This window comes from Streptomyces sp. NPDC058665, from assembly GCF_042714995.1.
Classification (GTDB): domain Bacteria; phylum Actinomycetota; class Actinomycetes; order Streptomycetales; family Streptomycetaceae; genus Streptomyces.
On the sequence record NZ_JBHXRX010000026.1, the window covers coordinates 1 to 20961 of the forward strand.

Sequence of the window (20961 nt, forward strand, 5' to 3'; positions counted from 1 at the left end):
GAGCGGAGCGAGCCGCCTTGACCGTAGAAAAAGTTGAACTCAGACCTGCGCCACTGGGTCAGAGCTTCAGCTCTCCCAGCAGTGGAGTTGCCGACCACGCCCCGGGTCTGCCTGTCGCCGACCGAGAGCCCTCGGCTTCGCTCCAGACGTCACCGAGAATCTGGGGGACGCCTGGGGGACAGACACTGATCCATAGTGGTCCACAGGCGAGAAGCAGTGAGACAGGTTCAACGCAGAAGAGGCGCCTCCAAGTTGGAGGCGCCCCTTCTGACCAGCGCGTTCGCTGACCTGCGCGGTGGGTGTGGGATTTGAACCCACGGTGACATCGCTGCCACGACGGTTTTCAAGACCTTTTGCCGATCAGGGGCGCCTACCCCTGCCCCGCAGCTCAGACGGGTCATCAGCACCTTGGCCGAGCCCTCGTCATCACCGTCGTGCCCGCTACGTGCCCCAGGCCGCTCCGCAGAACACGCACGGCACGGTGTGGTCATGTGAGCTGCCCCGGCAAATGATCGCCGGGGCAGCGTGTTTCAGGTATGGAGGAGGAGAAGACCAACAGTTGCGAGACCGAGTGTGGCCACGCCAACTGCGCACTTACCTCCCCACTCGATAACCGTTGTACGTGACTCGCCTAGCTGGACCGCAACCAATGAGGCCGCAAGTCCTGCAACGAGCGCTAGCAGGAAAACGATCACGAGCATGACCAGGGCAATCTTCACATCTACGTCTTTCTCTGTAGCTGTCAGGGTTTGCCGCTGGTTTTGGGCCAGGCATACCTGTGCTAGCCGGACAGTGCCCCGCTAGCAGCAGAAAGACTACACAACACATTCAACCGATTACACTTAGTTGTCATGCACTTGTCCGGTGGAGACTGCCCAGACCCGGGAGCCTGCCGCCCGCCGTACCGGGTGTCCGCCTGCTCAGATCGGCCCACACTCCGGAGTGACATCGTCTCCTTCTTGGCCGCTGAGCCAGCCGTCCGCAGCTTCCGCTACCTGGTCGTCGCGACCAACCACAGGCCTGGCGTAGTGCCGAGTGGTTACGCTCGCGTTCGAGTGCCCGAGGCGGTGAGCGGCGGTCATCACGCCGTACCGGTCGGCGACCCACGTCCCGTGCGAGGCGCGGAGATCGTGCGGCGTGACGTCGGTGAGCCCGGCGCCCGCCACGGCGGGATCGAAGTACGCCTTGCGCCACTGGTTGTAGCGCAGGGGCTTGCCGCCAGGCGTGACGAAGAGGAGAGCGTCCTCCCCGCCGGGCAGCGTCTCCAAGTGCCGGCCGATCCGCGCCGCGAGTGACGGCCCGATCCGCAGGACCCGCCTCTGATGGGACTTGGGAGTGTCGAAGACGAGGGTGCCATTCGCTTCGGCCAGGTTCTCATCGACGAGGACCAGGCCGCCGGACACATCGATGTCCGCTCGCCGCAACGCGAACGCCTCCCCGACCCGCAGACCCGCGTAGGCGAGCAAGGAGATCAGCAGATCATGCGGCTTCGTCGCGCTCCGCACAATCCGTGAGGCTTCCAGCGGGGTGAGGATGTGCGGCTCGGTCTGCGGCATCCGAGGCAACTTCACGCCCCTGCATGGCGTCTGCCCGATCATCTCGTTGTCGACAGCCGCCCGCATGATCTGCGAGAGCACCCGGTACGCCTGCCTGATCCGGGACGCACTGAGACCCCGGGTCTTCATCGAGCCGACCCATTCGGCAACGGTGATCGGCCGAAGGCTGGACAGCTCACGATCACCGAGCGCCGGAATGATCAAGGAGTTGATCAGGGAGCGGTACGACGCCTGTGTCTTGTGCTTCAGCTGCGGGGAGACAGCGGCGAGCCAGCGAGCCGACCAGTCGCGGACGGTGGTCTGTCCCTCGGCGGGATCGAGCCAGCGGCCCTCTTCCATCTCGATGCGCTTCCGTCCCAGCCAACGATCGGCGTCCGTCGTGGTGGCGAACGTTCGATCAGCAGCACGCAGCACGCCGTCAGGCCCCGGGTATCGAGCCTGGAAGCGGCCGGACGGCAGCTTGCGGATCCGGCCGAAGGCGCGGCGGGAAGTGCGCTTGCCGGCCATCAGGCAGCCCGCCGGTACGGCGAGGTGGGCCGCAGGACGATCGGTTCCACCGTGTGGGCACTGACGTACTCGTCCACGGCACTCTCCCGGATGCGGACGTGTCGGCCGACCTTGACGAACGCGATGCGACGTTCCTCGATGAGCCGACGCGGGAAGCGGAGACCGGTGCCGAGGCGTTCGGCGACCTGGCCCACGGTGAGCAGTCGGTCCACGGTCACCACTCCCCTTCGTCAGCGGCGCGACCGTTCAGTGCCTCGCGGGCGGTGTCACGGTTGGTCTGGAGGTCACGGGCGATGGTGGCGGCAAGGGCCCCTTCGCCGGGGGTGTGCCCGTGGCCGACGTACTGCCAACCCGTCAGGACGAGGACGGTGTCCGGGTCGCGGTCGGCGAGGCCGAGGGCGAGCGCTTCCTGAGCGGCGCGGTAGTCGGTGCGTTCCTGGCGGAGGGCGCCGAGGGTGGTGGAGTAGGCGCGGGACTTGGACGAGAAGTGGCCGCGGAAGCCGAGCATGTGCGCCCAGGCCCAAAGGCGCCGGTCCGGATAGAGGCTGTCGAGCTCACGGCATGCGGTGATGAGCCGACGGGTGTGGTCGGGGACGCGGTGGCGGTCGAGTTCGGCGAGTTCGCCGATGCGGCGGTCCAGGGTTCCGGTGTTCTCGGCGGATTTGGTGGCGTATTTGGCCACGTAGGAGGCAACCGCCTGTTCGGTGACGTCGGAGCCGTCGCCGAAGGCCTTAACCGGGCGGACGTCGAGCTGTCGGCCCCAACGAAACGTCCGGGACGGCTGGTCACCGGCAGCCGGGACGGAGACCGAGGTGTACGAGTGCGCGGCGGCGGCGCGTATCGCGTCGGTGAGGGCGTCGACCGTGGCCCAGGCGGGTGGCGGTGTGCCGGGTCCGTCCGGGCCGTCGAGGCGTACGACAGCGTGGAAGTGGAGGGCTCCACGCTTCTGGAATTCGGCGACCTTGCCGAAGGACAGGCGGAGATGGTCGCCGAGTTCACGGCGCCGGATGCCCGCGCGGACGGCGAGTTCGCGGCGGAGCCGGGTGGTGAAGCGCTGCCAGAGCTGCCCGGCATGGTTGTTGAAGAGCACGGCGCCGGCGTAGTCGTAAGTGTTCGGGTCAAGGGCGGTGCCGAGGTCCGGGGCGTCGGTGGCGTGCGGGTTGCCGCAGCGGCAGGTGCCACGGTCGGGGCGGTTGTGGACCGGGCCGAACGACGGGGCGGTGAGGGTGGCGAAGACGCGGGGGTGGTCGCGGACGGCGGCGGGGATGTCACGGCGGTCGTCTCCGGCGAGGCCGGCGCGGATCAGGTGGTAGGTGTCGCCCGCGTAGGTCCAGGCACAGGAGGGGCAGCGGGAGGCGCGGCGGTTGCCGCAGGCGATACGGAGGCGCCCGCCCGGCTCGTACGCGGTGGAGTAGCGGTGCAGGGTCTCGCCGGTGGTCTTGTCCTTGTGGGTGACCCAGCCGCTCAGGTGAACCGGGTCGGCGCAGCCGCCGGTGCGGCGGATCTGGTCCTCCCAGCGGGTGTAGTCGGAGGCCGAGGCCGCCCGGAGGACGTCCCCGAGGACAGCCGGGTCGAGCGGTAGGGCGGGCATGGACGGCTTCTGTGTCGAGGGTGAGGCCCGGTGGGCCATGCTGGGGGTTCCTTCCGGTAGGGAGATCGATCGGTGGGGACGGCTCCCGGGCGGCGGATGCTTGGCGGTATCGAGGCGGCCCGGGGGCCGGTCAGCGGCGTTTGGCGGCGGAGGCGATCAGGGAGCGCAGGACGACCGCGCAGACCGCGACCGAGGCGCTGGTGACGGCGACCGCCAGGAGCAGCGAGACCAGGACCGTGCCGACGACCAGGACCACGGCGGTGCCGGCGCCGACGAGCGCGAACGCGGTGCCCGGGGTGAGCTGGACGACCGGACGGGACGGCACCGGGGCAGTGGTGGGCGCCGAGGGCTGGACCGGCGTGCCCGGCGTGACGGTGGTCGGCTGGATGACGGCAGGCAGGGTGACCAGGCCGGTGGGCTGCGGCATGGTCGGGATCTTGGGCTGGAACATGGGTGGTTCTCCTCTCCCGGGCGCGGGTTACTTGACGGCGGTGTCGATGACGGAGGCAAAGAGGCTGTCGGCGAGGAGGTAGCCGCCGAGGAGGAGCACGCAGATCAGCCACACCGGCGGGCGGAAGAGCTTGATGCCGAGGTAGCCGACAACCAGCAGGGCGATCCAGAGGGGGACGTCCATGGACGCTGTCTCCTAACGGACGGTGCAGCGGTGGGTACGGGCGGCGAGTTGGGCGGCGGTCCGGCTGGAGTAGTCGGCGGACCAGCCGCAGCGATCGGCAGTGCAGACGGCGGCGTGGGCGGTGCGGCCGGTGCGGTCGCGGTGGGTGCCGATCTGCACGGGGCCGATACGCATCACGGAGTGGAAGCTGTCGCGGGCGGGCATACCGGTCAGCCCCTGTCGGTCGTCGGGTCGGTGTACTGGGCGCGGATGCTGCGGGCGGTGGCCGGGTCGTCGACGCGCCGTGCGGCTTCCTCGGCGAGCAGGTGGGCGAGGAAGGGACGTCCGGCTGCGGCCATCTCACGCGCTCCGTCGAGGTAGTCGGCGACGGTCAGGTCGGCGGGATCGTGGGTCATCTCAGTTCCCTTTGCGGTCAGCTGAGGCGGGCGGCGATGGCGTCGGCGAGGTGGGGCGGAACACCGAGGCGGGAGCGGAGAGTGTCGGTGTCGATCTGTGATCCGGTGCGGGTGCGGTACTCGTCGGCGACCTTGCGGGCGTGGTCGATCAGCACGGCGGGAACGGGCGTATCCGGGGACGGGGCCGGGGGCGAGGACAGGGCCTTCGTCGCAGGGGGTTCATCGGTCTGGGATGCGATCGGGGCGGCGTCAGGCACACGCGTCGGCGCGACGTCCTTCGACTCCGTTACAGCGGCTGGAGGAACCGGCTCCGGCTTCCCCGACGAGTGGGCGAGGAGAGTGCCGCCGAGGAAGGCGAGTGCGGGCCATCCGGCGATGCCGAGCCGGAGCGGGGCCGGCGGGTCGGCCAGGTCGAGGAACCCGGCGGTGGCGACGTTGGCGCCGAGCGACGCGAACAGGGCGATCAGGAACCAGCACCAGGCCAACCGAGACGGACCCTCGCTGCGCAGCCGACGCCAGGCGGCGACAAGGAGCAGGTCGACACTGACCGGGTAGGCCCATGCCTTCCAGCCGTCCTGTCCGGCCGCGGCGGCGAGGTCGTGCAGGTGCGCGAAGGACAGAGCTCCGGCGATAACCGCCTGGATCAACACCGCGTCGATCCGGAGACCGTGCCGGGCGCCCATCAGGAGTCCTCAGCGGGGGCGGAGTCGTCCGGGAACGTGCCCGGCGGCGGCTCCGGCAGCGACACGGCGAGGGACGGGCTGACGACGTCCACGAAGTCGAGGTCGGCGCCGACCATGTCGGCGTACAGAGCGAGTTGGCCGAGCAGAAGCACGGTCCGGGCGAAGTCCTCGCAGTCGGGGCACATGGCGGTTCTCCCTTCTCTGGGCATGGCAGTGGTAGGGACTCGGCGCGAAGACGGTCGCGCCTACCGGGTGGGGGCAAGAGAGATCAGGCGGTGGCCGGAGAGGCCTTCGCCGATGGCGCAAGATCGGTGGCGGTACCGGTCATTGCGGGCCGGAAGGGGGCCAGCTCAGCCAGGTCCGGGGTCCTGTCGGCGTACCGGTTGCAGAGGTTCACGGCCTGGCGGAGCGAGGTGTGCGGAGCGCGGATGCGGTGCCAACCGCCGGACGCGTCTCCCGCGATGGCGAGGCCTCGCAGTTCGGCGGGAATCTGGATGGCGGCGAGGACCGCGTCCGGGGCGATGTCGCCGAAGGCCATGTTGGCTGAGGTCTCGTCGTTGAGACGGTGGGCAGTGCGGCCGGTGAGTTGGGCGCGGAGCATGGTGATGCCCTTGCCGAGTTCGGAGCCGAAGCGCTGTCCGCAGATTTCGAGGTAGATACCGGCGGCGCGGCCGAGCTGCGCGAGACGGACCAGGGCGGTGATGATGCGGTCCCGCTGCCTCTCCTCCTCCTTCGTTGCGTACAGGGCGAGTTCGGCCACCTCGTCGACCAGGACGACGACCGGGGTCGGGCGGAGCTCATCAGGCAGGTCCCAGATGTCGGCGGCGATCTCCGCGTCCGGCACATCGACGGTGATGCGCTGCTGGGTACGGATGAGGCGGTAGACGTCCGCCATCCGCGCCACGAGTGCATCGAGGAGTTCGGCAGCGGTGTCAGGGCTGTCGGCCAGCGCTGAGAACCGGCGCGCCAGCGGGAAGAGTTCGACCCCTTGCTTGCAGTCGATGCCGACGAGGGCAACGTCCAGAGGAGCAAGGCCGGCGACCAGATTGCGTTGGTAGACTGACTTGCCGGACTCCGTGGCGCCGAGGGTGAGGGCGTGAGGTATCGCGCGGTAGTCGCGGTAGTGCACCGACCCGTCCTCCCGAAGGGCGACCGGTACCCGCATCGCCCGGGCCTCCGTCTCAGCAGGCATCTGCACCCGCTTGAGCACGTCGTACCCGGTCATCCGCACCTCGACGACACCGGACCGCACCTCACGCGAGGTCACGCCGAACATCGAGAACGAGTGCCGAAGCCGGTCCGAGGCCGCAGCGATGTCGAAGACGTCTTGGCCGGGACGGAGCTTGAGTCGGAGGACCAGGCCGGTGCGAGTCGGCCGCAGTCGCCGGATACGCGGTGGGCGGGGCTCAGGTATCGGCCGGCTGGTGGCCCGAGCCAGAGATAACCGCCACCGCGCCGGCGGAACGGTCAACCCGCACGCGTCCATGACCGAGCGGTACCGGACCAAGACCCGCAGCCCGGCCAAAGTGACCCCGAAGGCCAGCCAGTACCAGGCGGGCCGCTGCCACCGCAGGAGACCCGCAGCGGCGACGACCAGCACCAGAGCGACCGTGAAGGCGGTCATGATCAGGCCGCCTTCGACCCTGTGGCGGCGACATCGGCGAGCGAGGTGACGGCGACCGCTCGGAACGCGATGCCGTGCCGCCGCTGGCCGTTGAAGTCGTTCTCCCACGGACGTGCGACCAGGCCGGTGAGCGCGACCGGCGTGCCCATGGACAGCTCACCGCTGATCCCGGGTTCCGGAACGGTGACGGACAGGATCTCCACCTCCTCGTTCGCCGCGAACATCACGTCCACCGTCATGAGCTGAGCTCCGGTCTCCATGTCGGTGGCGATCTCACCGGTGCGACGGTCACGCACCTTGGCCTTCGGAGTCTTGGCGACCATCACGACCGCGCTGGAGGTGTCGACGGGAATCTGACGCACAGCAGATCACTCCTCTATAGATGTTGAACTCCGCCACTCATGCATATGAGTGACATGAAGAAGAGTGCATCACTCCTATACATGAGTCAACCCGCCGCGAAGAAGAACTCGCGACGGGCTGCGGGGAGTTGAGCGGGCGTCAGTCGCCAGCAGGGATCCGGTACTCGAAAACGAACTGGTCAGCGGCCATGAGCGTGTCGCACACCTCGACCACGCGACCCGCGGTCGTACGGGCCTCCCGGATCAGATGCACCAGGGGCGCACCCGGGCTGAGCGCCAGTTCCGACGCTTCCGACTTCGAGGCCGGGCGGGCTTGCAGCGTCTCGACGAACTCCGCGAACTTATGCCCGTGGTCTTCAAGTCGGGCGTAGATGCCACCGCCCCCGGGGTTCTCGGCGAACAGCTCCGGGATCTCCTTCACCACGTCCCAGGGCAGGTAGGACGAGGCGGTCTCGACCGGGGTGCCGTTACGGAAGTAGAGGCGCCGACGAGCCAACACCTGCGCACCGACGGGGACGCCCAGGCGCTCGGCGGCATCCTCGGGCGCGTCCATGGGGCCGATGTAGAGGACGCTGACCTTCGCGGTGGCGCCGGACTGTGCAGACTCGGCGAGGTAGGCGGCCTGGCCACCCTTCCGGAGCGAGCGCCGGAAGCGATCGGAGGAGCGGTGCCGCACGGGGGGCCGGTTCTTCACGATCGAGCCCTTGCCGTGCCGGGTCTCGACGAGCCCACTCGCCCGCACCTCGACCATGGCCTTACGGATCGTCCCGCCGGAGACGCCGTAGCGGTCCACCAGCTCGGATTCACTCGGCACCATGTCGCCAGCCTTGAGAACCCCCGCACGGATCTGCTGCACGAGGTCATCAGCGATCTGCACATACCGAGGCCCGGAACCGGCCCCTCCCGCCGCAGTTCCCATAGTCCTTCCCTGCCTCCTATGCTCCTCTACATGAGTCAACCACAGGAAGCGACACCCTCTCCCCTGCACTCCGTGTCCGTAGCCGGAGTAGTGGTGCGCGAGGACGGCCGCCTCCTGGCGATCCGCCGAGCCGACAACGGCGCTTGGGAGCTCCCCGGCGGCATCCTCGAACTCGACGAGACCCCCGAAGCCGGCGTCGCCCGCGAAGTCTGGGAAGAGACAGGCATCCGCGTCGAGGTGGACCACCTCACCGGCGTCTACAAGAACACGACCCGAGGCATCGTCGCCCTAGTCTTCCGCTGCAAGCCTTCCGGCGGCACCGAGCGCACATCAAGCGAGTCGACAGCCGTCTCCTGGCTCACGCCGGACGAGGTCAGCGAGCGCATGTCCGAGGTCTACGCGGTCCGTCTCCTGGACGCCTTGGACGGCAACGGCCCTCACGTGCGGAGCCACGACGGCAAGCAACTCACCACAGCGGGATAAGACTTTCTCTACTTCATCAAGGCCCGCGCACAGCGCGGGCGCGCGCCGCCTCAGCGGCGCGGCCTGCCTCCTGTCTCCGCCCCGGCTGGCCGCGCCAGGCGGCGCGCTCGGCTGCGGGCATGAATTGGGGAGACACCCTCTGTGGCTGGTGCGGTCGGCTCCACGGCTTTAGGCAGCCACTTTGGGGCGAGCCTCTAAGATCATGGCCCCCACGTCGTGCTTTAACGGGCAGGTCCACAGACTGCCCGACTCGCCGGAAGCTTACGGGGCCATGATCACTCGCCCCAAAGCAGCTCCAGCCCAAAGCAGCTCCGCCGACCTTGGCTAACTGGCTGCTCCTACTGAGGCGCCAACAGATGGCTTCCAGACGCAGGAAGCATGCTGTAAGGCACGTTTTGCAAGACCTGCTGAAGCTCCCTCGGGTCCTCACTAGTTGCGTAAATGATCTGGCAACCGGCTGCAGCGCCCGAACTGAGCCTTTTCACAAACTCCGAGAGGCTACCCCGATCGGTCTCCTGCTGCCGAGGTTCGTCGAAAATCAACAATTTCGCATGCTGGCCTCTACTTGACACCCGCGCAGCTTCAAATAGGGCAACATAATACGCCCACTTGGTTCGGATCATATCCGACGCACTAATCGCCATAGTTAAATCGAACGCCAACTCCATACCATCATTTACCGGCAGGAGCGTTTCAGGATCAATCGAGATTTCATTGGGAGGAATGCTGCGAAGGCCATAATCGGCTAGCTGCTCCCTGAAGCTCTGCTGAAATCGCGCCACGATCGCTTGATCTTCAGGGCTCGTCGCATTATCACCTAGATCCCTCATTCGGTCACGAACATCTTGCCACTTGTCCGCCATTTCGCGAAGCATTTCATTCGCATCTTCGATAAAATCAAGGATTCGCACCCCCTGATCGATCGTCGAGGTCAACTGGACCTGCTCCTGCACCTGAGCCTTACTTGGACTGGCAGAAGGCCCTGCCAACTCATCACGCAAATGCCGCACTCTCTGACGAGAGTCATTGATCAGAGACTCTACCGCTCGCCTATCCCTGTCTAGGGAATTGAGCCTTTGCGATGCCGCATCCCGCACAGACTCGAGTGTGCTTTTTTCCGCTTCGTTCTCAAGTAGCGACTGGTCGATATCTGCAGCGACTCCCGTGCCTACTTCGCGCCCATCCAGAGACTGCCCACACGTTGGGCAAGAATCATCGGAAATTGCCGCGATCTCGAGACCGCTTCCCATCCTCTGTAGCTTTCGAAGATCTAGCAGCTTTTCCCGTTCTGCATTCAATGAAGCCAGTCGGGAAGCCAGCAGATCCACGTCATTGCGAACCAGATTAAGCTGTTCTGTAATCAATCGCAGACTCGCTCCGAGCTTCCTGAGTTCGCCCTCCGCAGTCGTCAATTCAGCACGCGCTGTATCTGTTCGCTGACCGGCTGGAATTAGAGTGGATGATTCCAAGTGTCGAAGCCGTTCACGCCACGGTGCAATGACTGATTGCAGTGGAACCCATTGTCCATTCGCAAAAACCTCAGCCACAGCGTCCTGGTGACGAGTGGGCGTTACAGGATTTTCACTCAAGAATGAAAGCCGTGCTTGCATTGTGCCCGCCGCCTCGGAAGCCCGTTGAACGCAAAGCTGCCATGAGGTCCTGAGGCTGTCTTCCTCCGCCCGCAGGGCAGCGACAGCCCGAAGCCGGTCCAAAGTCGATAGCCCCAAAATGAACTCGACCGACCTGCGGAGCATGTCTCGAATCCGAAGGTATGTAGGCATTCTCGGTGTAACGCCCGACCAACCAGATTTCTGCTCAACGTAGAACAACGGAAAGAGGCACTCAACGTACAGTGAGACCTCGGCAGAGTTGAACCCAGGGACCATTGGCAGATCCCACCCTATAAAACGGGCGAGCTCGTGATGGAATCCAAGCTCACGGGCAGCAGAGCCAGGCTGACGAACAAACATATCGACTCGCCTGGCCTCATGTAGAGCTCCATAACTTCGAGCCTGCCATGTTTGAACCAGAAAAATGTCGATCTCGTCAGATACGACAAACCTCTTTGAGCGCAGGACGTGTCCGTGACCATTCGCCACGGTCAACGTGACCCATGATTCGCGCACTCGGCCGCGCGTCCCATCTGGAAAATCCGCTACAGACAACATTGCTGGGCCGAATGGCGGTTTGCGCCCAGCTGAAAACATGCCTTCCAATCCCAAAGCGTAAATAACAGCTTGAAGGAAGGTAGACTTACCGAAGCTATTGGGGGCAGCCAGGACATTTAATCCATCGCCGAACGTTGCCGAGTACCGCAAATTACCCGCAGTAGTTCGCGAACAAACCTCAAGTTCAACCAGCTTGATTGTCACGTGTTCCCCCTCGCAGCAGCCCCCGTTGGCGGCTGGACTCTTCCCAACCTCTCCCACATTCGTGTAGCGGATATGGGCCTGAGCCCAGCAAGAAACCTCTTCTCTTCTACAAGCACGCCATCATCTGCTCCGATAAGGCGCAGATATTCTTCCCCCTTAGAGAGCAGGACGAACCTAGCTTTGCCCTTTTCCATTATCAGTCCCTCCGCGCGAGCAATGGCAAGCGTATCGGCGAGATCTGGGCTCAGGCGCCGCAATGGCAGTTTACGAGAGTCGTTCGAGTTCCAAGCGGAGAGGAACAACCGCATGTTTTCCTCACCCGAAATAGCCCACATCAGGAAATGGAGCTGCTCTATAGAGGCCGCTTTACCTCGACAAGAACCAAGAATTAGAGTAGCCATCGTAACTCGCCACGCTGCTCTTCTCCGCGTAGGTACCGGGAGAGCTACGGGGAAAGCTTCGATGGGGGAGAGCGGAACATGAGTGGGAAGACCTCTGATATCGACGACTTCACCGCCCCCTGTTCCATCATTCGGGGCGAATGAAAACTGGCTTGGGCGCCAAGAGGTCATGCAACCCTCCTGAATTTCAGCGGGCATCGGATTAGCCAGTCCGCCACGGTGTACCAGGCTATCTGCTCACACAAGACACTTGAGAGACCAGGTGCGTCTGTTTGAAGCCCGTCAGTTAGCTTGCGCACCAATGTCGCCATCACCTCAAAACCAGGTTCCCGTATACCCGCGACAGTCATCGTCAACGTCGACAAAACATTCTTAAGTCTGCGATCGACTGCCTGATACAGGGTCGGATAGTCCCTTTGCAGCAACTCCATCTGACCCTGCCCTCGAAAGAAGACAGCAATCATTTCATTTCTGCATTCGGCGAGGAACTCCGGATCCGATGCCATTACTTGGTCAATAGACAGCTTAGCGTCGATCCGCTCCCCTATTTCAGTGCCCGCAGCGGACGCGAAATAAGAATCATCGACCCTCGGAATATCAATATTTAGCCTGGCGTCCACCTCGCCAAACAATCTTGTTCGCTCCGCCGCAAATTCCTCATCGGTAATGATTAGGATCTCGAAGGTGTCAGCGCGCCATGCGGGAGCAGGGGTTAGGTTTAGTATTTCATGACTCTTCTTCCGGGCATACTCAACTAGAGTGCGGCTGTCGAACTGAGGAGTCATCAAGATCCATGTATGCAAGCGGATTTCGCCCAGCAGTCGGCATGTGCCTGGTACGTCGTCGCAAATTTTCTTGAGATCCGTATAGATCTTCTTCTTTTGACTCTTGGTCTGCGAATCGACAGAAAATGCCTCTTCAGGGGCATAGCACTGATACGCGACACCATCGAGCCGGAAGGCTTCTAGTCCCCCATCCCCGCCGTCACGCGCTGGGATGAACTGGATCTTGGAGTCGTACCTCATGGCGAGTAGGCGCCGGCAGTGCTCTTCCCACTCGCCGCCGTCCCATTGCTCTCTGATCACGAGAGCACTGTAACGATCAGAGGTCGCGCAATGTAACCACTCGTATCGATTTCTACGACGGGTCACGTCACTTGCGCAGTTCCATGCGCCTGGCAGTCGGGCCAGCCTGGAGGAGGGCGCAGGTGCCGCCCCATGCAGGGGGGTTGCAGTCCATAGCATCAGAGTCGGCACCCTTTGCCGCCCTTGGATCATGGCTGTCACTGCCCCTCTACAGCTCCCTTGATGTCCCCCTGATCGGCCCGCACCGAGTGTCGGTCAAGGGGGCATGAGCGTCGACGGCAGCATATTGATCTCCGGCAGTTCGCGTCGGTGCCTGTGGAAAACAGTGCACCTGCGCGCAAATAGTCGACTACGCCTCTCCCTTCGGGCCTGCCTGACCCGTAGGCGTCGGGCGAGGGCCGGCCACCTGGCTTAGGCCCCGAGAGACAGCGTTCGACGGTCGACCGTGAGGATTGGTGGCGCTGCCTCGTTGCGCGTGCCAGATCCATGCCTGATTGAGCAGTCAGCCGCGGTCAATTGGGGTGTGAGGCCGCGCAAGCACGCGCCGCCTGACATGGCGCTGGTGTATGGCGGCTGACCAGCCAAGACCGTCCTGTGGTCGGTGCCAGGCTTACAAGGCAGCGCTCCGTCTTCGCAAGCTCCGTAGCTGCACGGGCTTCAGCCGTTAGTCGCAACCGCCGGGTGGGCGACAGGAGTAGGTTCTAGCCTCTCTTGTCATGGAGTGGATACCGCTGGTCAGTACGGCACTTGGTGCAGCGATCGGGGTTGGCTCAACCTTGCTCGCTGATCGGGCCAGGTGGCGCAGGGACCGTGCCGGCCAGGACCTCGATGTGCGACGGCAGTTGTATGCCGACTACACAGCCGCTCTCTCACGGATCCGCACAGGGCTCAATGAGTGCGCCCAGGAGGACATGCCAGCCGCCGAGCGGCCGCGGAGAGTCCGTGACATGTTCCTGACGCCTGGGGCGTACGAGATCCGCCACCAGTTGGCCATCGTCGCACCACCGGAGATCGTGGAAGCCTCACGATCAGCGTTCGTGGTTCTGAGGGACACCCGAGACCTGCTCGTGGCAGGTGCCTCGGTCGATGACGCGGCCTATGCGGAGTTGGAGGAGAGGTTCGATGCTGCCGTGTCCGAGCTCCGCACCGTCATGCGCGTTGATCTTGGGGCGGCTAAGTCGATCACGGCACGGTGACACGCAACCCGGCGGGCCGGTAGCCCGTAGCCGCAGACGGGTCCGCACCAGATGCGCACCCGTTGGCACGACCACGAACAACCATGGACGCCAGCGGACCATCAACGCAGGTGGCAGATACAGCAGCCAAGCATCGCGGTCATCCCAAGTTGGTTCGGGATGATGCAGTCCTCAGACCGTCCAAGGTCGACGGATGTCGGCCAACACAGCCCGAAGCCCATGGCGCCTGAGCTGGTCAGAGCCATGGGCCTCTCTTGCTGTGCTGCTCGGCAGGACCGTAGATCAATGGGCGGACTCACGCGGATCGCTCGTTGCCAGGAGGCGACCGCGGCTCGTTGCGACACGGACGATGTCCCGCAGAGCTCCGGTCAGCTCCTTGACCAGGCACCGCATCTCGTCAAGGGACGTGTCCCGGTTGTCGAGAGCTTCTGAAGCCTCCTCCAACAGTTCGTTCGCCGTGTCGAGTTGGACTGTTTCGATATTGTCCGCCAGGCGGGACATGTAACCGTCCGGGTCGTCGGTGCTCAGGTAGCAGGGCTTGTCCCCCGGGCCCGACCACGGGAGGAGCCGCAGTTCGTTCGGTGCTGTCATCCTTGGGTCTGCCTCTCGTCGAGCACGTGGTGAGCGGTGAAGACGGCATCGACGCGGTCTCCGGGGAAGGCCAGGAGCGCGGCTTCGATGACGCGGCCCGTGGAGTCGGTGGCGATGCGGGTGATCGCGAGGACGGCCGTGGTGGATCCGATCCGGAGGGCCGACGCTTCGTCCGGGGTGGGAGAGCGGGCGCAGACCGTCTCTCGGACGGTGGCCGGCGACGGGCCGAGGACGGCGAATCTCGTGGCTGCCTCCCGGCACACGGAGTCGTCGTCGAGGACTCCGGCCGGGGCCAGGTCGCGCGGGATGTAGATGCGGGCCAGGCCGTGCGGCGATCCTTGTTCGAGGCTGAGGCAGGAGTACTCCGCGAGAGGGCTGCCCATTGGCACCTTCAGTAGCGTCGTCAGGTGCACGGAGGCCGGAACCGTGGTGCTGCGAACCGTGACGCGCATCGTTGGCTCAGCAGCGGTCCAGGGGTCCAGCGTGCCCCAGCCGCCGACGTACATGATCTTGCGGCGAGGGCGACGGACGTAGTTGCCCTTGCCGTGGATCTTCTCGACGAGCCCTTCGCACTGGAGCACAGCGAGGGCGCGTCGTAGGGTCACTGTGCTGACCTTGTACCTGGCGGCCAGGCCGGCTTCGGACGGCAGGCGCTCGCCGGGCTTGATGCTGCCCGTCGAGATCTGGTGGCGGAGATCGTCGGCGATGTCATGGTGACGAGAGGGCACGGAGCCGGTCACCGCCTTCTCAGCAGTCGCACGGCGACGAGCCGGGTACGCGTGTGTATGGCCAGCAGCTCGCCCGACTCGAAGACCAGTTGTTTGGCCCCCTGGGGGAGTTGAGAGAGGTCTCTCACCCGGCATGCGTGGCCGCCGAGTTGGATGATGTCGCCGCGCTGCACGGTGGCTGCGGTGACCTCGATGTGGGAAACCAGTGCACCGCCGGGGACTTGAGGCCTCACAGCGTCACATCCACGGGCGCGGACCGGTCGGGCGTCGAGTGACACGGGCAGTCACACGCCTCATAGATCACCGGGACGTCGACGGGCGCCAAGAACGGGGAGGACTCAACGCAGGAGGGGTGGGTGCCGATCCGGCACGCGATCGAGCGGTAGGGGACGGAAGTGGTGTCCGCACCGCTCGGCTGTCGACGAGGGGGCATCAGCGAACCCCCGCGAGGGCCGACCAGGCATCGGCCGGCAGACGAGGCGCGACGATCACCGCTCGCGTCCGTGCACGCTCTTCCCACGCCAGCAGGTACGGACGGACGAGCGCAACGTCCTCACCCCTCAGCGGGCGACGGTGGACAGCGCCGTCGGAAGCCCGGCCCAGGTCGACGGTCGACGCGTCAGCCGGTGCGGCGGAGGTGGGTGCGACCAACGGCCGAGAGGGCGTTAAGGGGCGGCGATGCCGACCCCTGGGGAAGTATCGCTCTCTGTAGAGCGAGGCGGCACGGCGGATACGGTTAAGCACGCTGTTCAGCTCCTATCGCTGATAGCCCGGTCCCCCGACATCGCCCGTCGTGGGGACCGTTTTGCGTACGACCGCCCATAAGGTGCGGCCGTTCAAGCTGGTGGCCAGGAGCCCGAATCGATCGGCCTCAGCCACCACTTCCAGAACCTCCCGCCATGTCTCGACGGAGAGCGTTTTCGGCACCTCCGCCTCGACCGACGTGAACCGGGCGTGCTCTTCTACGCGTGCGAGGAGGCCGACGGCGGACAGCCGGGCAGCGATGGCCGCCGCGCTAACTCCCGAACCGGGCACAGGGCAGCCTCCGTCACCATCGATCACTTTCAGTGAAGCTAGTTAACTAGATTAGACCTAGTGGACTAGATTTTCCATATGCCTGAGCAGCCGCCCTATCTCCGCATCGCCGAAGAACTCCGGCAGCGCATCGCGGAGCACGTCTGGGGACCGGGGGACCGCCTCCCCTCCCGCGCACAGATCGGCCAGGAGTGCGGCGTGGGCGAGAACGTGGTGCGCCGGGCACAGGAGTTGCTGATCTCCCAGGGAGTACTGGAGGGCCGGGCTGGATCGGGCACGTACGTCGCCGAGTCCCGGCAGCGGGTGCGGGTAGTCCGGTCATCGGCGCGTGAGCAGCCGGGTGGGTCTCCGTTCCGCGGGGACATGAAGGCACTTGGCAGGCAGGGCGATTGGGAGAGCCGGACCGACGCGAAGGTGCCGGCCCCGGCGGAGATCGCGGCGCGGCTCGGGACTGTCGAGGGCGAGCTGTGCGTGCGGACGACGTACGAGTTTCTGGCGGACGGCAGGCCGGTGCAGTTGTCGACGAGTTGGGAGCCGTACGACCTCACCGGCGGCACACTCGTCGTCCTCCCCGAGGGAGGGCCGCACGCCGGGGCTGGTGTCGTGAACCGCATGGCCGTGATCGGAGTGACCGTCAGCCATGCGGTGGAGCAGCCGGAGCCGCGGCAGGCGACCGCCGAGGAGGCGTCGCTACTCGGCATCCAGAAGGCCGCACTCGTGACGCATATCCGGCGGACGTACTACAGCGACCAAGGCCGACCCGTGGAAACGGCCGACATCGTGGTGCCCGCGGCGCACTGCGAGATCGTCTACGAGATCCCGATCAGCCAGTAGCGGGCAGTCCTCGGCACCTCCAAAGCACTGCATGGCCGTGCCCCCCGCGTGCCCCTTGCGTGCCCGATAGAGCGGGAAACCAGGGGGAACAGCGGTGACCGGCAGGGAGCGGGCATGGCAACGGCCCCTGACCATACGTACTGGTCAGGGGCCGTTTACCTGCGGTGGGTGTGGGATTTGAACCCACGGTGACATCGCTGCCACGACGGTTTTCAAGACCGTTCCCTTAGGCCGCTCGGGCAACCCACCCACGCCCCGCCCACCAGCGGCGGAGCGGGTACAGCGTACCGGCTGTGGGTGGTTCATCGTGGCGGTGGTCTGTTCCTCGTCCGGGGGACCGGGGGCGGGCCTCACGTGTGGAGGCCCGCGTCGCGGGCGAGGAGGGCTGCCTGGACGCGGTTGGTGCAGGCGAGTTTGGTCAGGATGCGGCTGACGTACGTCTTCACCGTGGCCTCGCTCATGTGCAGCCGTCTGCCCGCGTCCGCGTTGGACAGGCCCTCCCCGAGCAGGACGAGCACTTCGCGTTCCCGGCCGGTCAGCCCGTCGAGGCGGCGTCTGGCGGCTTCCGAGCGGGTCGTCGCCTCGGAGGAGGCGAGGGCGTCCGCGACGTGCCGGGTGGCCGCGGGTGAGAGGTACGCGTTGCCGGCCGCCGCGGCCCTCACCGCCTGAATCAGTTCGCCGGGCGCGGAGTCCTTGAGCAGGAAGCCCGCGCCGCCGTGGCCGAGCGTCCGCAGCACGTTGTCGCGCTCGCCGAACGTCGTGAGGATCAGCACCCGCACCTTCGGGGCGGCGCGGCCCAGTTCGGCCAGGGCCGTCAGCCCGTCCATCACCGGCATCTGGATGTCCAGCAGGGCCACGTCGACGGCGTTGCCCCGGGCCTTGTCCACCGCCTCGCGGCCGTCCCCCGCCTCGGCGACCACGTCGATGTCGTCGGCCGAGGTGAGGATCATCCTGATGCCGGCCCGGATGAGCGGCTCGTCGTCGGCGACGAGGACCCGGATCACACAGCCTCCTGCGCGTGTTGGTCATGAAGCGGATGGCGTGGCCTCGCCATCATGCCCTGGACCGGTCCGACGCATCGCGCAGAGGGGCGAAAGCAGTCATTCACACGGCCTTGTAGGTCTCCTTCGCGACCAGCTTCCCGTCGCGGAAGCAGAACCGGAAGACCGTCGTGGTGTCGAGGTCGTCGGCAGCGGAGACGAAGTGGCGGCAGCTCGCGCCCTCGGGCAGGGCCGGGCCCTGGTCCTTCAGGTCCGATGTCAGCGCCGAGTCCTCGTCGGGCAGCTTGCCCTGCACGTCCGCCTCGGGGTCGCCGACCTTCACCGACTCGTACACACTCGGCGATATCTCCGCCTTCTCGAACTCGCCCTTGAGCGCGCCCACTCCCCACACCCCCAAGGCGATGATTCCGGCGATGAGGACGACGGCGGTGCCGGCGCAGCCGATGGCCACGTTTTTCCTGGTGCTCATGGTGGTGGTGAACTCCGTCTGCGGTTGGGAACGATTGGTGACCGTTCCACCGTGGTCCACCGCACCCGGCGGTATCTGCCCCACAAAGTCGTTCGCCCGTCCGCCGGAGGTCGCGCCGTCCCCGCCGTACACGCCGTCCCCCGCCTCACCACCACTCCCGGCGCCGCTACCGCCGTACGGCAGCATTCCCGCGATACGGAAACCACCGTCCGAGGTAGGGCCGGTGTGCACCATGCCGCCGACGAGCGCCACCCGCTTCCGCAGCCCCTTCAGCCCCTGTTGGCCACCGATGGCGGCCGGTGCCTCCGAACCGCCGCCCGGCACCGGCCCGTTGGCGACCTCCACCACCAGGCTGTCCGGCTCGTAGCGCAAGGAGAGCCTGATCGGGGCGCCCGGCGCGTGTTTGTGAGCGTTCGTCAGGCCCTCCTGGGCTATGCGGTACGCCTCGTGGTCGGCGGCGGGCGCCAGCGGCCGGTGGACGCCCGACCGGTGCAGCTCCACCGTCGCGCCCGCGGCCCGGGACGAGGCGACCAGACCGTCGATGGAGGCGACCGTCCGGGGAACCGGCTGCCCGCCGCCATCCCTACCGCCATCCCCGTCGCCCTCCCCGCCGTTGCCGTCGGTGGCCGCCCCATGGAGGATGCCGACGGCCTCACGCAGTTCCCCCATGGCGGTGACGGAGGCCTCCCGCAGGATCCGTACCCCTTCCCTCTGGCGATCGGTCAGTTCCGGATCGACCTGGAGGGCGCCCGCGTGCACCGAGATGAGCGCGAGTTGGTGGCCAAGACTGTCGTGCATGTCGTGAGCGATGCGGTTGCGCTCCAGCAGGCGCGCCTCACGGGCCACCACCGTCTGCTCACGCACGAGATGGTCGTTGCTCCGCCGCAACGCCTCCAGCAGCGCCCGGCGTTGTGCCCGGTAGCGGGCGGCGAGCCCCGGCACGATCGACAAGATGAGGAAGGCCCCCGCGCCCAGCCCGCTCTCGACGGGCAGTGGCAGACCGGACGCCGTGCTGATGTCGTCCTGAAGAGCGGGCGCGGTATTGAGTGCGAGCGCGGCACCGTACGCGGCGGCCACGCGCCAGGGTTTCGTGATGCGGCTGCCCGCCGACCAGCTCGCGTAGACCAGCAGAGGGGTCACCGCTATCAACTCCCCGGCCAGGGCTGCCGAGAGGACCAGCACCGTCGCGGGCAGCGAGCGCCGGGCCACCGACAGCAGGGCGACGCCCGCCGCGACCGCGAGCGTCCGTCCCCCGAACCCGGCCGCCACGCCGTCGACCAGCCCCGCGAACCCGGCGAGGGCGATGGCGAGCACGCTCTCCCCGACGATCCGTCCCGTGCTCCAGGGAACCCCTGCCGTGAGCCTGCGCCGGAGGGTCCGTGCGAGGCGGGCGGCGTCTGCTTGTTCCACTCTCGATTCCACGGATGAACGATAGGCAGCGCCCCGGAGCCGCCGGCATCGCTCCTCCGTCGTGCCGCCGTACGACGAAAGTCAACAACGCGTGACCAGCCTGGACATCACCGGATCGCCCGCACCCTCGCCCCCGCCACCTTTCGTCGCCGCGGGCCGCGACTTCCGGCGACTGCGCCCGGCCCGCCGCCGCGGTGACGATGGGACGGCCGAGCGGGAACGCCCGGCGGGCGGCACACACCGGGGCGGTGCGCGCCGGGCAGTACCGGAGAGAAAAGAAGCGGGAGACGTGGCGTCACATGGACAACACACGCATGCGGGCAGAGGACATACAGGCGTACGAGCGGTTCAACATCCGGCAGCGGATGAGCCTCACGACCAACCGCTACGTGGTGACCGTGGCCCGGCCTGACGGTTCCGACGGCGAGGTCGTGGCGTTCGCCGAGCAGAAGCGGATATCGCTCAAGGAACAGATGACCATCTACACGGACGAGTCCAGGAAAAGCGTCCTGTCCACGTTCGAGGCCAGTCAAGTCCTGGACATCGGGGCCGAGTACGAGGTGCGGAGCGGGACGGGCCAGATCATCGGGTCGTTCCGTCAGGACCCTCTCGCCTCGGTGGCGCGCACGACGTGGAACGTGCGGCAGCCGGGCACGATGGACCTCATTGGCCAGGAGCGCAACCGGGTGGTGGGCGTGGTGCGCCGGATCTGGGGGCTGCTGCCGTTCACCGACTTCGTGCCGTTCCTGTGGCCGTACCACTTCGACTTCACCGAGAGCGGCAAGCGACTGATGGCGGTGGACAAGAAGTTCGGGCTGCGGGACCGGTACGTACTGGACATCCTCGCCCCCGACATCGACCGCCGCCTGGCCATCACCCAGGCCGTGGCACTCGACGCGCTCGAATCTCGCTGACCCGCGCACGGCCGGCGCGGGCCCCGAACGATGCGTATTTCACCGGCTATTGACGCCCCCTCAGCCGGACGGGCAGCATTGATGGAACGTGTACGTTCCTGTTACTTAGTGTGCGGGAATGTTCTTCCGAGACCGGTGTTCGTGCTGCCGACCCCCATATGCGGAGCTGCC

The 20961-nt window shown here is 66.2% G+C and carries 25 protein-coding genes and 1 tRNA gene; 4 read left to right on the forward strand and 22 right to left on the reverse strand.

What is annotated here, in order from left to right; all coding sequences use genetic code 11:
* Positions 1 to 920: 920 nt before the first annotated feature.
* The 12 genes from ACFWV8_RS18645 to ACFWV8_RS18700 all read right to left on the reverse strand — a co-directional run bounded on the left by ACFWV8_RS18645 (position 921) and on the right by ACFWV8_RS18700 (position 8271).
* On the reverse strand, positions 921 to 2063 hold the full coding sequence (locus ACFWV8_RS18645) for a tyrosine-type recombinase/integrase (RefSeq protein ID WP_384203008.1): 1143 nt from the start codon (positions 2061 to 2063) through the stop codon (positions 921 to 923).
* Complete coding sequence (locus ACFWV8_RS18650; protein WP_384203011.1) at positions 2063 to 2284, reverse strand: helix-turn-helix domain-containing protein; 222 nt, start codon at positions 2282 to 2284, stop codon at positions 2063 to 2065. Before ACFWV8_RS18650 ends, ACFWV8_RS18645 begins: the two co-directional genes overlap by 1 nt.
* Complete coding sequence (gene repSA, locus ACFWV8_RS18655; RefSeq protein ID WP_384203014.1) at positions 2278 to 3693, reverse strand: replication initiator protein RepSA; 1416 nt, start codon at positions 3691 to 3693, stop codon at positions 2278 to 2280. Before repSA ends, ACFWV8_RS18650 begins: the two co-directional genes overlap by 7 nt.
* Positions 3694 to 3784: 91 nt before the next feature.
* Positions 3785 to 4105 (reverse strand): SpdD-like protein, encoded by a 321-nt coding sequence (locus ACFWV8_RS18660; protein ID WP_384203017.1) that lies wholly within the window; start codon positions 4103 to 4105, stop codon positions 3785 to 3787.
* A gap of 27 nt (positions 4106 to 4132) precedes the next feature.
* Complete coding sequence (locus ACFWV8_RS18665; RefSeq protein ID WP_010060553.1) at positions 4133 to 4288, reverse strand: hypothetical protein; 156 nt, start codon at positions 4286 to 4288, stop codon at positions 4133 to 4135.
* Between the two features lie 12 nt (positions 4289 to 4300).
* Complete coding sequence (locus ACFWV8_RS18670; RefSeq protein ID WP_003967784.1) at positions 4301 to 4492, reverse strand: mobile element transfer protein; 192 nt, start codon at positions 4490 to 4492, stop codon at positions 4301 to 4303.
* Positions 4493 to 4497: 5 nt separating this feature from the next.
* Entirely contained in the window at positions 4498 to 4683 is a 186-nt protein-coding gene (locus tag ACFWV8_RS18675; protein ID WP_126931169.1) for a hypothetical protein, read from the reverse strand.
* 17 nt (positions 4684 to 4700) lie between these two features.
* Complete coding sequence (locus ACFWV8_RS18680) at positions 4701 to 5366, reverse strand: DUF2637 domain-containing protein (protein ID WP_384203021.1); 666 nt, start codon at positions 5364 to 5366, stop codon at positions 4701 to 4703.
* Positions 5366 to 5551 carry a hypothetical protein gene (locus tag ACFWV8_RS18685; RefSeq protein ID WP_384203024.1) on the reverse strand — a complete coding sequence of 62 codons (186 nt, stop codon included), beginning with the start codon at positions 5549 to 5551 and terminating at the stop codon, positions 5366 to 5368. The genes ACFWV8_RS18680 and ACFWV8_RS18685 overlap by 1 nt, the downstream gene beginning before the upstream one ends.
* Before the next feature lie 83 nt (positions 5552 to 5634).
* Positions 5635 to 6990 (reverse strand): FtsK/SpoIIIE domain-containing protein, encoded by a 1356-nt coding sequence (locus tag ACFWV8_RS18690; protein ID WP_384203027.1) that lies wholly within the window; start codon positions 6988 to 6990, stop codon positions 5635 to 5637.
* Between the two features lie 2 nt (positions 6991 to 6992).
* A complete protein-coding gene (locus tag ACFWV8_RS18695; RefSeq protein WP_384203030.1) occupies positions 6993 to 7352 on the reverse strand; it encodes a hypothetical protein in 360 nt (119 codons plus the stop codon).
* A gap of 139 nt (positions 7353 to 7491) precedes the next feature.
* Positions 7492 to 8271, reverse strand: coding sequence for a GntR family transcriptional regulator (locus tag ACFWV8_RS18700; protein ID WP_384203033.1), 780 nt, complete (start codon positions 8269 to 8271; stop codon positions 7492 to 7494).
* An 18-nt stretch (positions 8272 to 8289) separates the two neighbouring features.
* Here ACFWV8_RS18700 and ACFWV8_RS18705 point away from each other — a divergent pair, with 18 nt between their 5' ends.
* Positions 8290 to 8754: an NUDIX hydrolase gene (locus ACFWV8_RS18705; RefSeq protein ID WP_384203036.1), complete on the forward strand. Its 465-nt coding sequence runs from the start codon at positions 8290 to 8292 to the stop codon at positions 8752 to 8754.
* 338 nt (positions 8755 to 9092) lie between these two features.
* Here ACFWV8_RS18705 and ACFWV8_RS18710 read toward each other — a convergent pair whose 3' ends face one another.
* The gene (locus ACFWV8_RS18710) at positions 9093 to 11126 is read right to left on the reverse strand and encodes a hypothetical protein (RefSeq protein WP_384203039.1); all 2034 of its coding nucleotides are present in this window, start codon (positions 11124 to 11126) and stop codon (positions 9093 to 9095) included.
* Positions 11127 to 11694: 568 nt separating this feature from the next.
* Positions 11695 to 12612, reverse strand: coding sequence for a hypothetical protein (locus ACFWV8_RS18715; RefSeq protein WP_384203042.1), 918 nt, complete (start codon positions 12610 to 12612; stop codon positions 11695 to 11697).
* A gap of 716 nt (positions 12613 to 13328) precedes the next feature.
* Between ACFWV8_RS18715 and ACFWV8_RS18720 the strand changes: the two genes are divergently transcribed.
* Positions 13329 to 13808 carry a hypothetical protein gene (locus tag ACFWV8_RS18720; RefSeq protein WP_384203045.1) on the forward strand — a complete coding sequence of 160 codons (480 nt, stop codon included), beginning with the start codon at positions 13329 to 13331 and terminating at the stop codon, positions 13806 to 13808.
* A gap of 282 nt (positions 13809 to 14090) precedes the next feature.
* Here the strand turns inward: ACFWV8_RS18720 and ACFWV8_RS18725 are convergent, their stop codons facing one another.
* The 5 genes from ACFWV8_RS18725 to ACFWV8_RS18745 all read right to left on the reverse strand — a co-directional run bounded on the left by ACFWV8_RS18725 (position 14091) and on the right by ACFWV8_RS18745 (position 16162).
* Positions 14091 to 14399, reverse strand: coding sequence for a hypothetical protein (locus ACFWV8_RS18725; RefSeq protein ID WP_384203048.1), 309 nt, complete (start codon positions 14397 to 14399; stop codon positions 14091 to 14093).
* Positions 14396 to 15139 carry a GntR family transcriptional regulator gene (locus ACFWV8_RS18730; protein WP_384203051.1) on the reverse strand — a complete coding sequence of 248 codons (744 nt, stop codon included), beginning with the start codon at positions 15137 to 15139 and terminating at the stop codon, positions 14396 to 14398. The genes ACFWV8_RS18725 and ACFWV8_RS18730 overlap by 4 nt, the downstream gene beginning before the upstream one ends.
* Positions 15136 to 15360 carry a hypothetical protein gene (locus ACFWV8_RS18735; protein ID WP_384203054.1) on the reverse strand — a complete coding sequence of 75 codons (225 nt, stop codon included), beginning with the start codon at positions 15358 to 15360 and terminating at the stop codon, positions 15136 to 15138. The genes ACFWV8_RS18730 and ACFWV8_RS18735 overlap by 4 nt, the downstream gene beginning before the upstream one ends.
* A gap of 199 nt (positions 15361 to 15559) precedes the next feature.
* The gene (locus ACFWV8_RS18740) at positions 15560 to 15871 is read right to left on the reverse strand and encodes a hypothetical protein (protein WP_384203055.1); all 312 of its coding nucleotides are present in this window, start codon (positions 15869 to 15871) and stop codon (positions 15560 to 15562) included.
* Between the two features lie 12 nt (positions 15872 to 15883).
* Positions 15884 to 16162, reverse strand: coding sequence for a hypothetical protein (locus ACFWV8_RS18745; protein ID WP_384203267.1), 279 nt, complete (start codon positions 16160 to 16162; stop codon positions 15884 to 15886).
* 78 nt (positions 16163 to 16240) lie between these two features.
* Here ACFWV8_RS18745 and ACFWV8_RS18750 point away from each other — a divergent pair, with 78 nt between their 5' ends.
* Positions 16241 to 16996, forward strand: a complete 756-nt coding sequence (locus ACFWV8_RS18750; RefSeq protein WP_384203058.1) for a GntR family transcriptional regulator — start codon at positions 16241 to 16243, stop codon at positions 16994 to 16996.
* Between the two features lie 162 nt (positions 16997 to 17158).
* Here the strand turns inward: ACFWV8_RS18750 and ACFWV8_RS18755 are convergent.
* From ACFWV8_RS18755 to ACFWV8_RS18765, 3 genes are all read right to left on the reverse strand, one after another.
* Positions 17159 to 17245: transfer RNA gene (locus ACFWV8_RS18755), tRNA-Ser, on the reverse strand.
* A 101-nt stretch (positions 17246 to 17346) separates the two neighbouring features.
* On the reverse strand, positions 17347 to 18000 hold the full coding sequence (locus ACFWV8_RS18760) for a response regulator (RefSeq protein ID WP_384203061.1): 654 nt from the start codon (positions 17998 to 18000) through the stop codon (positions 17347 to 17349).
* Between the two features lie 100 nt (positions 18001 to 18100).
* On the reverse strand, positions 18101 to 19888 hold the full coding sequence (locus tag ACFWV8_RS18765; RefSeq protein ID WP_384203064.1) for a sensor histidine kinase: 1788 nt from the start codon (positions 19886 to 19888) through the stop codon (positions 18101 to 18103).
* A 287-nt stretch (positions 19889 to 20175) separates the two neighbouring features.
* Between ACFWV8_RS18765 and ACFWV8_RS18770 the strand changes: the two genes are divergently transcribed.
* Positions 20176 to 20790, forward strand: coding sequence for a hypothetical protein (locus ACFWV8_RS18770; RefSeq protein ID WP_384203067.1), 615 nt, complete (start codon positions 20176 to 20178; stop codon positions 20788 to 20790).
* Positions 20791 to 20961 lie beyond the last annotated feature (171 nt).

Excerpts from the sequence above, each read along its gene's own strand:
- ACFWV8_RS18645 (WP_384203008.1), bottom strand. The coding sequence starts at position 2,063 with ATGGCCGGCAAGCGCACTTCCCGCCGCGCCTTCGGCCGGATCCGCAAG.
- repSA (WP_384203014.1), bottom strand. The coding sequence starts at position 3,693 with ATGGCCCACCGGGCCTCACCCTCGACACAGAAGCCGTCCATGCCCGCC.
- ACFWV8_RS18660 (WP_384203017.1), bottom strand. The coding sequence starts at position 4,105 with ATGTTCCAGCCCAAGATCCCGACCATGCCGCAGCCCACCGGCCTGGTC.
- ACFWV8_RS18665 (WP_010060553.1), bottom strand. The coding sequence starts at position 4,288 with ATGGACGTCCCCCTCTGGATCGCCCTGCTGGTTGTCGGCTACCTCGGC.
- ACFWV8_RS18670 (WP_003967784.1), bottom strand. The coding sequence starts at position 4,492 with ATGCCCGCCCGCGACAGCTTCCACTCCGTGATGCGTATCGGCCCCGTG.
- ACFWV8_RS18675 (WP_126931169.1), bottom strand. The coding sequence starts at position 4,683 with ATGACCCACGATCCCGCCGACCTGACCGTCGCCGACTACCTCGACGGA.
- ACFWV8_RS18680 (WP_384203021.1), bottom strand. The coding sequence starts at position 5,366 with ATGGGCGCCCGGCACGGTCTCCGGATCGACGCGGTGTTGATCCAGGCG.
- ACFWV8_RS18685 (WP_384203024.1), bottom strand. The coding sequence starts at position 5,551 with ATGTGCCCCGACTGCGAGGACTTCGCCCGGACCGTGCTTCTGCTCGGC.
- ACFWV8_RS18690 (WP_384203027.1), bottom strand. The coding sequence starts at position 6,990 with ATGACCGCCTTCACGGTCGCTCTGGTGCTGGTCGTCGCCGCTGCGGGT.
- ACFWV8_RS18700 (WP_384203033.1), bottom strand. The coding sequence starts at position 8,271 with ATGGGAACTGCGGCGGGAGGGGCCGGTTCCGGGCCTCGGTATGTGCAG.
- ACFWV8_RS18705 (WP_384203036.1), top strand. The coding sequence starts at position 8,290 with ATGCTCCTCTACATGAGTCAACCACAGGAAGCGACACCCTCTCCCCTG.
- ACFWV8_RS18720 (WP_384203045.1), top strand. The coding sequence starts at position 13,329 with ATGGAGTGGATACCGCTGGTCAGTACGGCACTTGGTGCAGCGATCGGG.
- ACFWV8_RS18725 (WP_384203048.1), bottom strand. The coding sequence starts at position 14,399 with ATGACAGCACCGAACGAACTGCGGCTCCTCCCGTGGTCGGGCCCGGGG.
- ACFWV8_RS18750 (WP_384203058.1), top strand. The coding sequence starts at position 16,241 with ATGCCTGAGCAGCCGCCCTATCTCCGCATCGCCGAAGAACTCCGGCAG.
- ACFWV8_RS18770 (WP_384203067.1), top strand. The coding sequence starts at position 20,176 with ATGGACAACACACGCATGCGGGCAGAGGACATACAGGCGTACGAGCGG.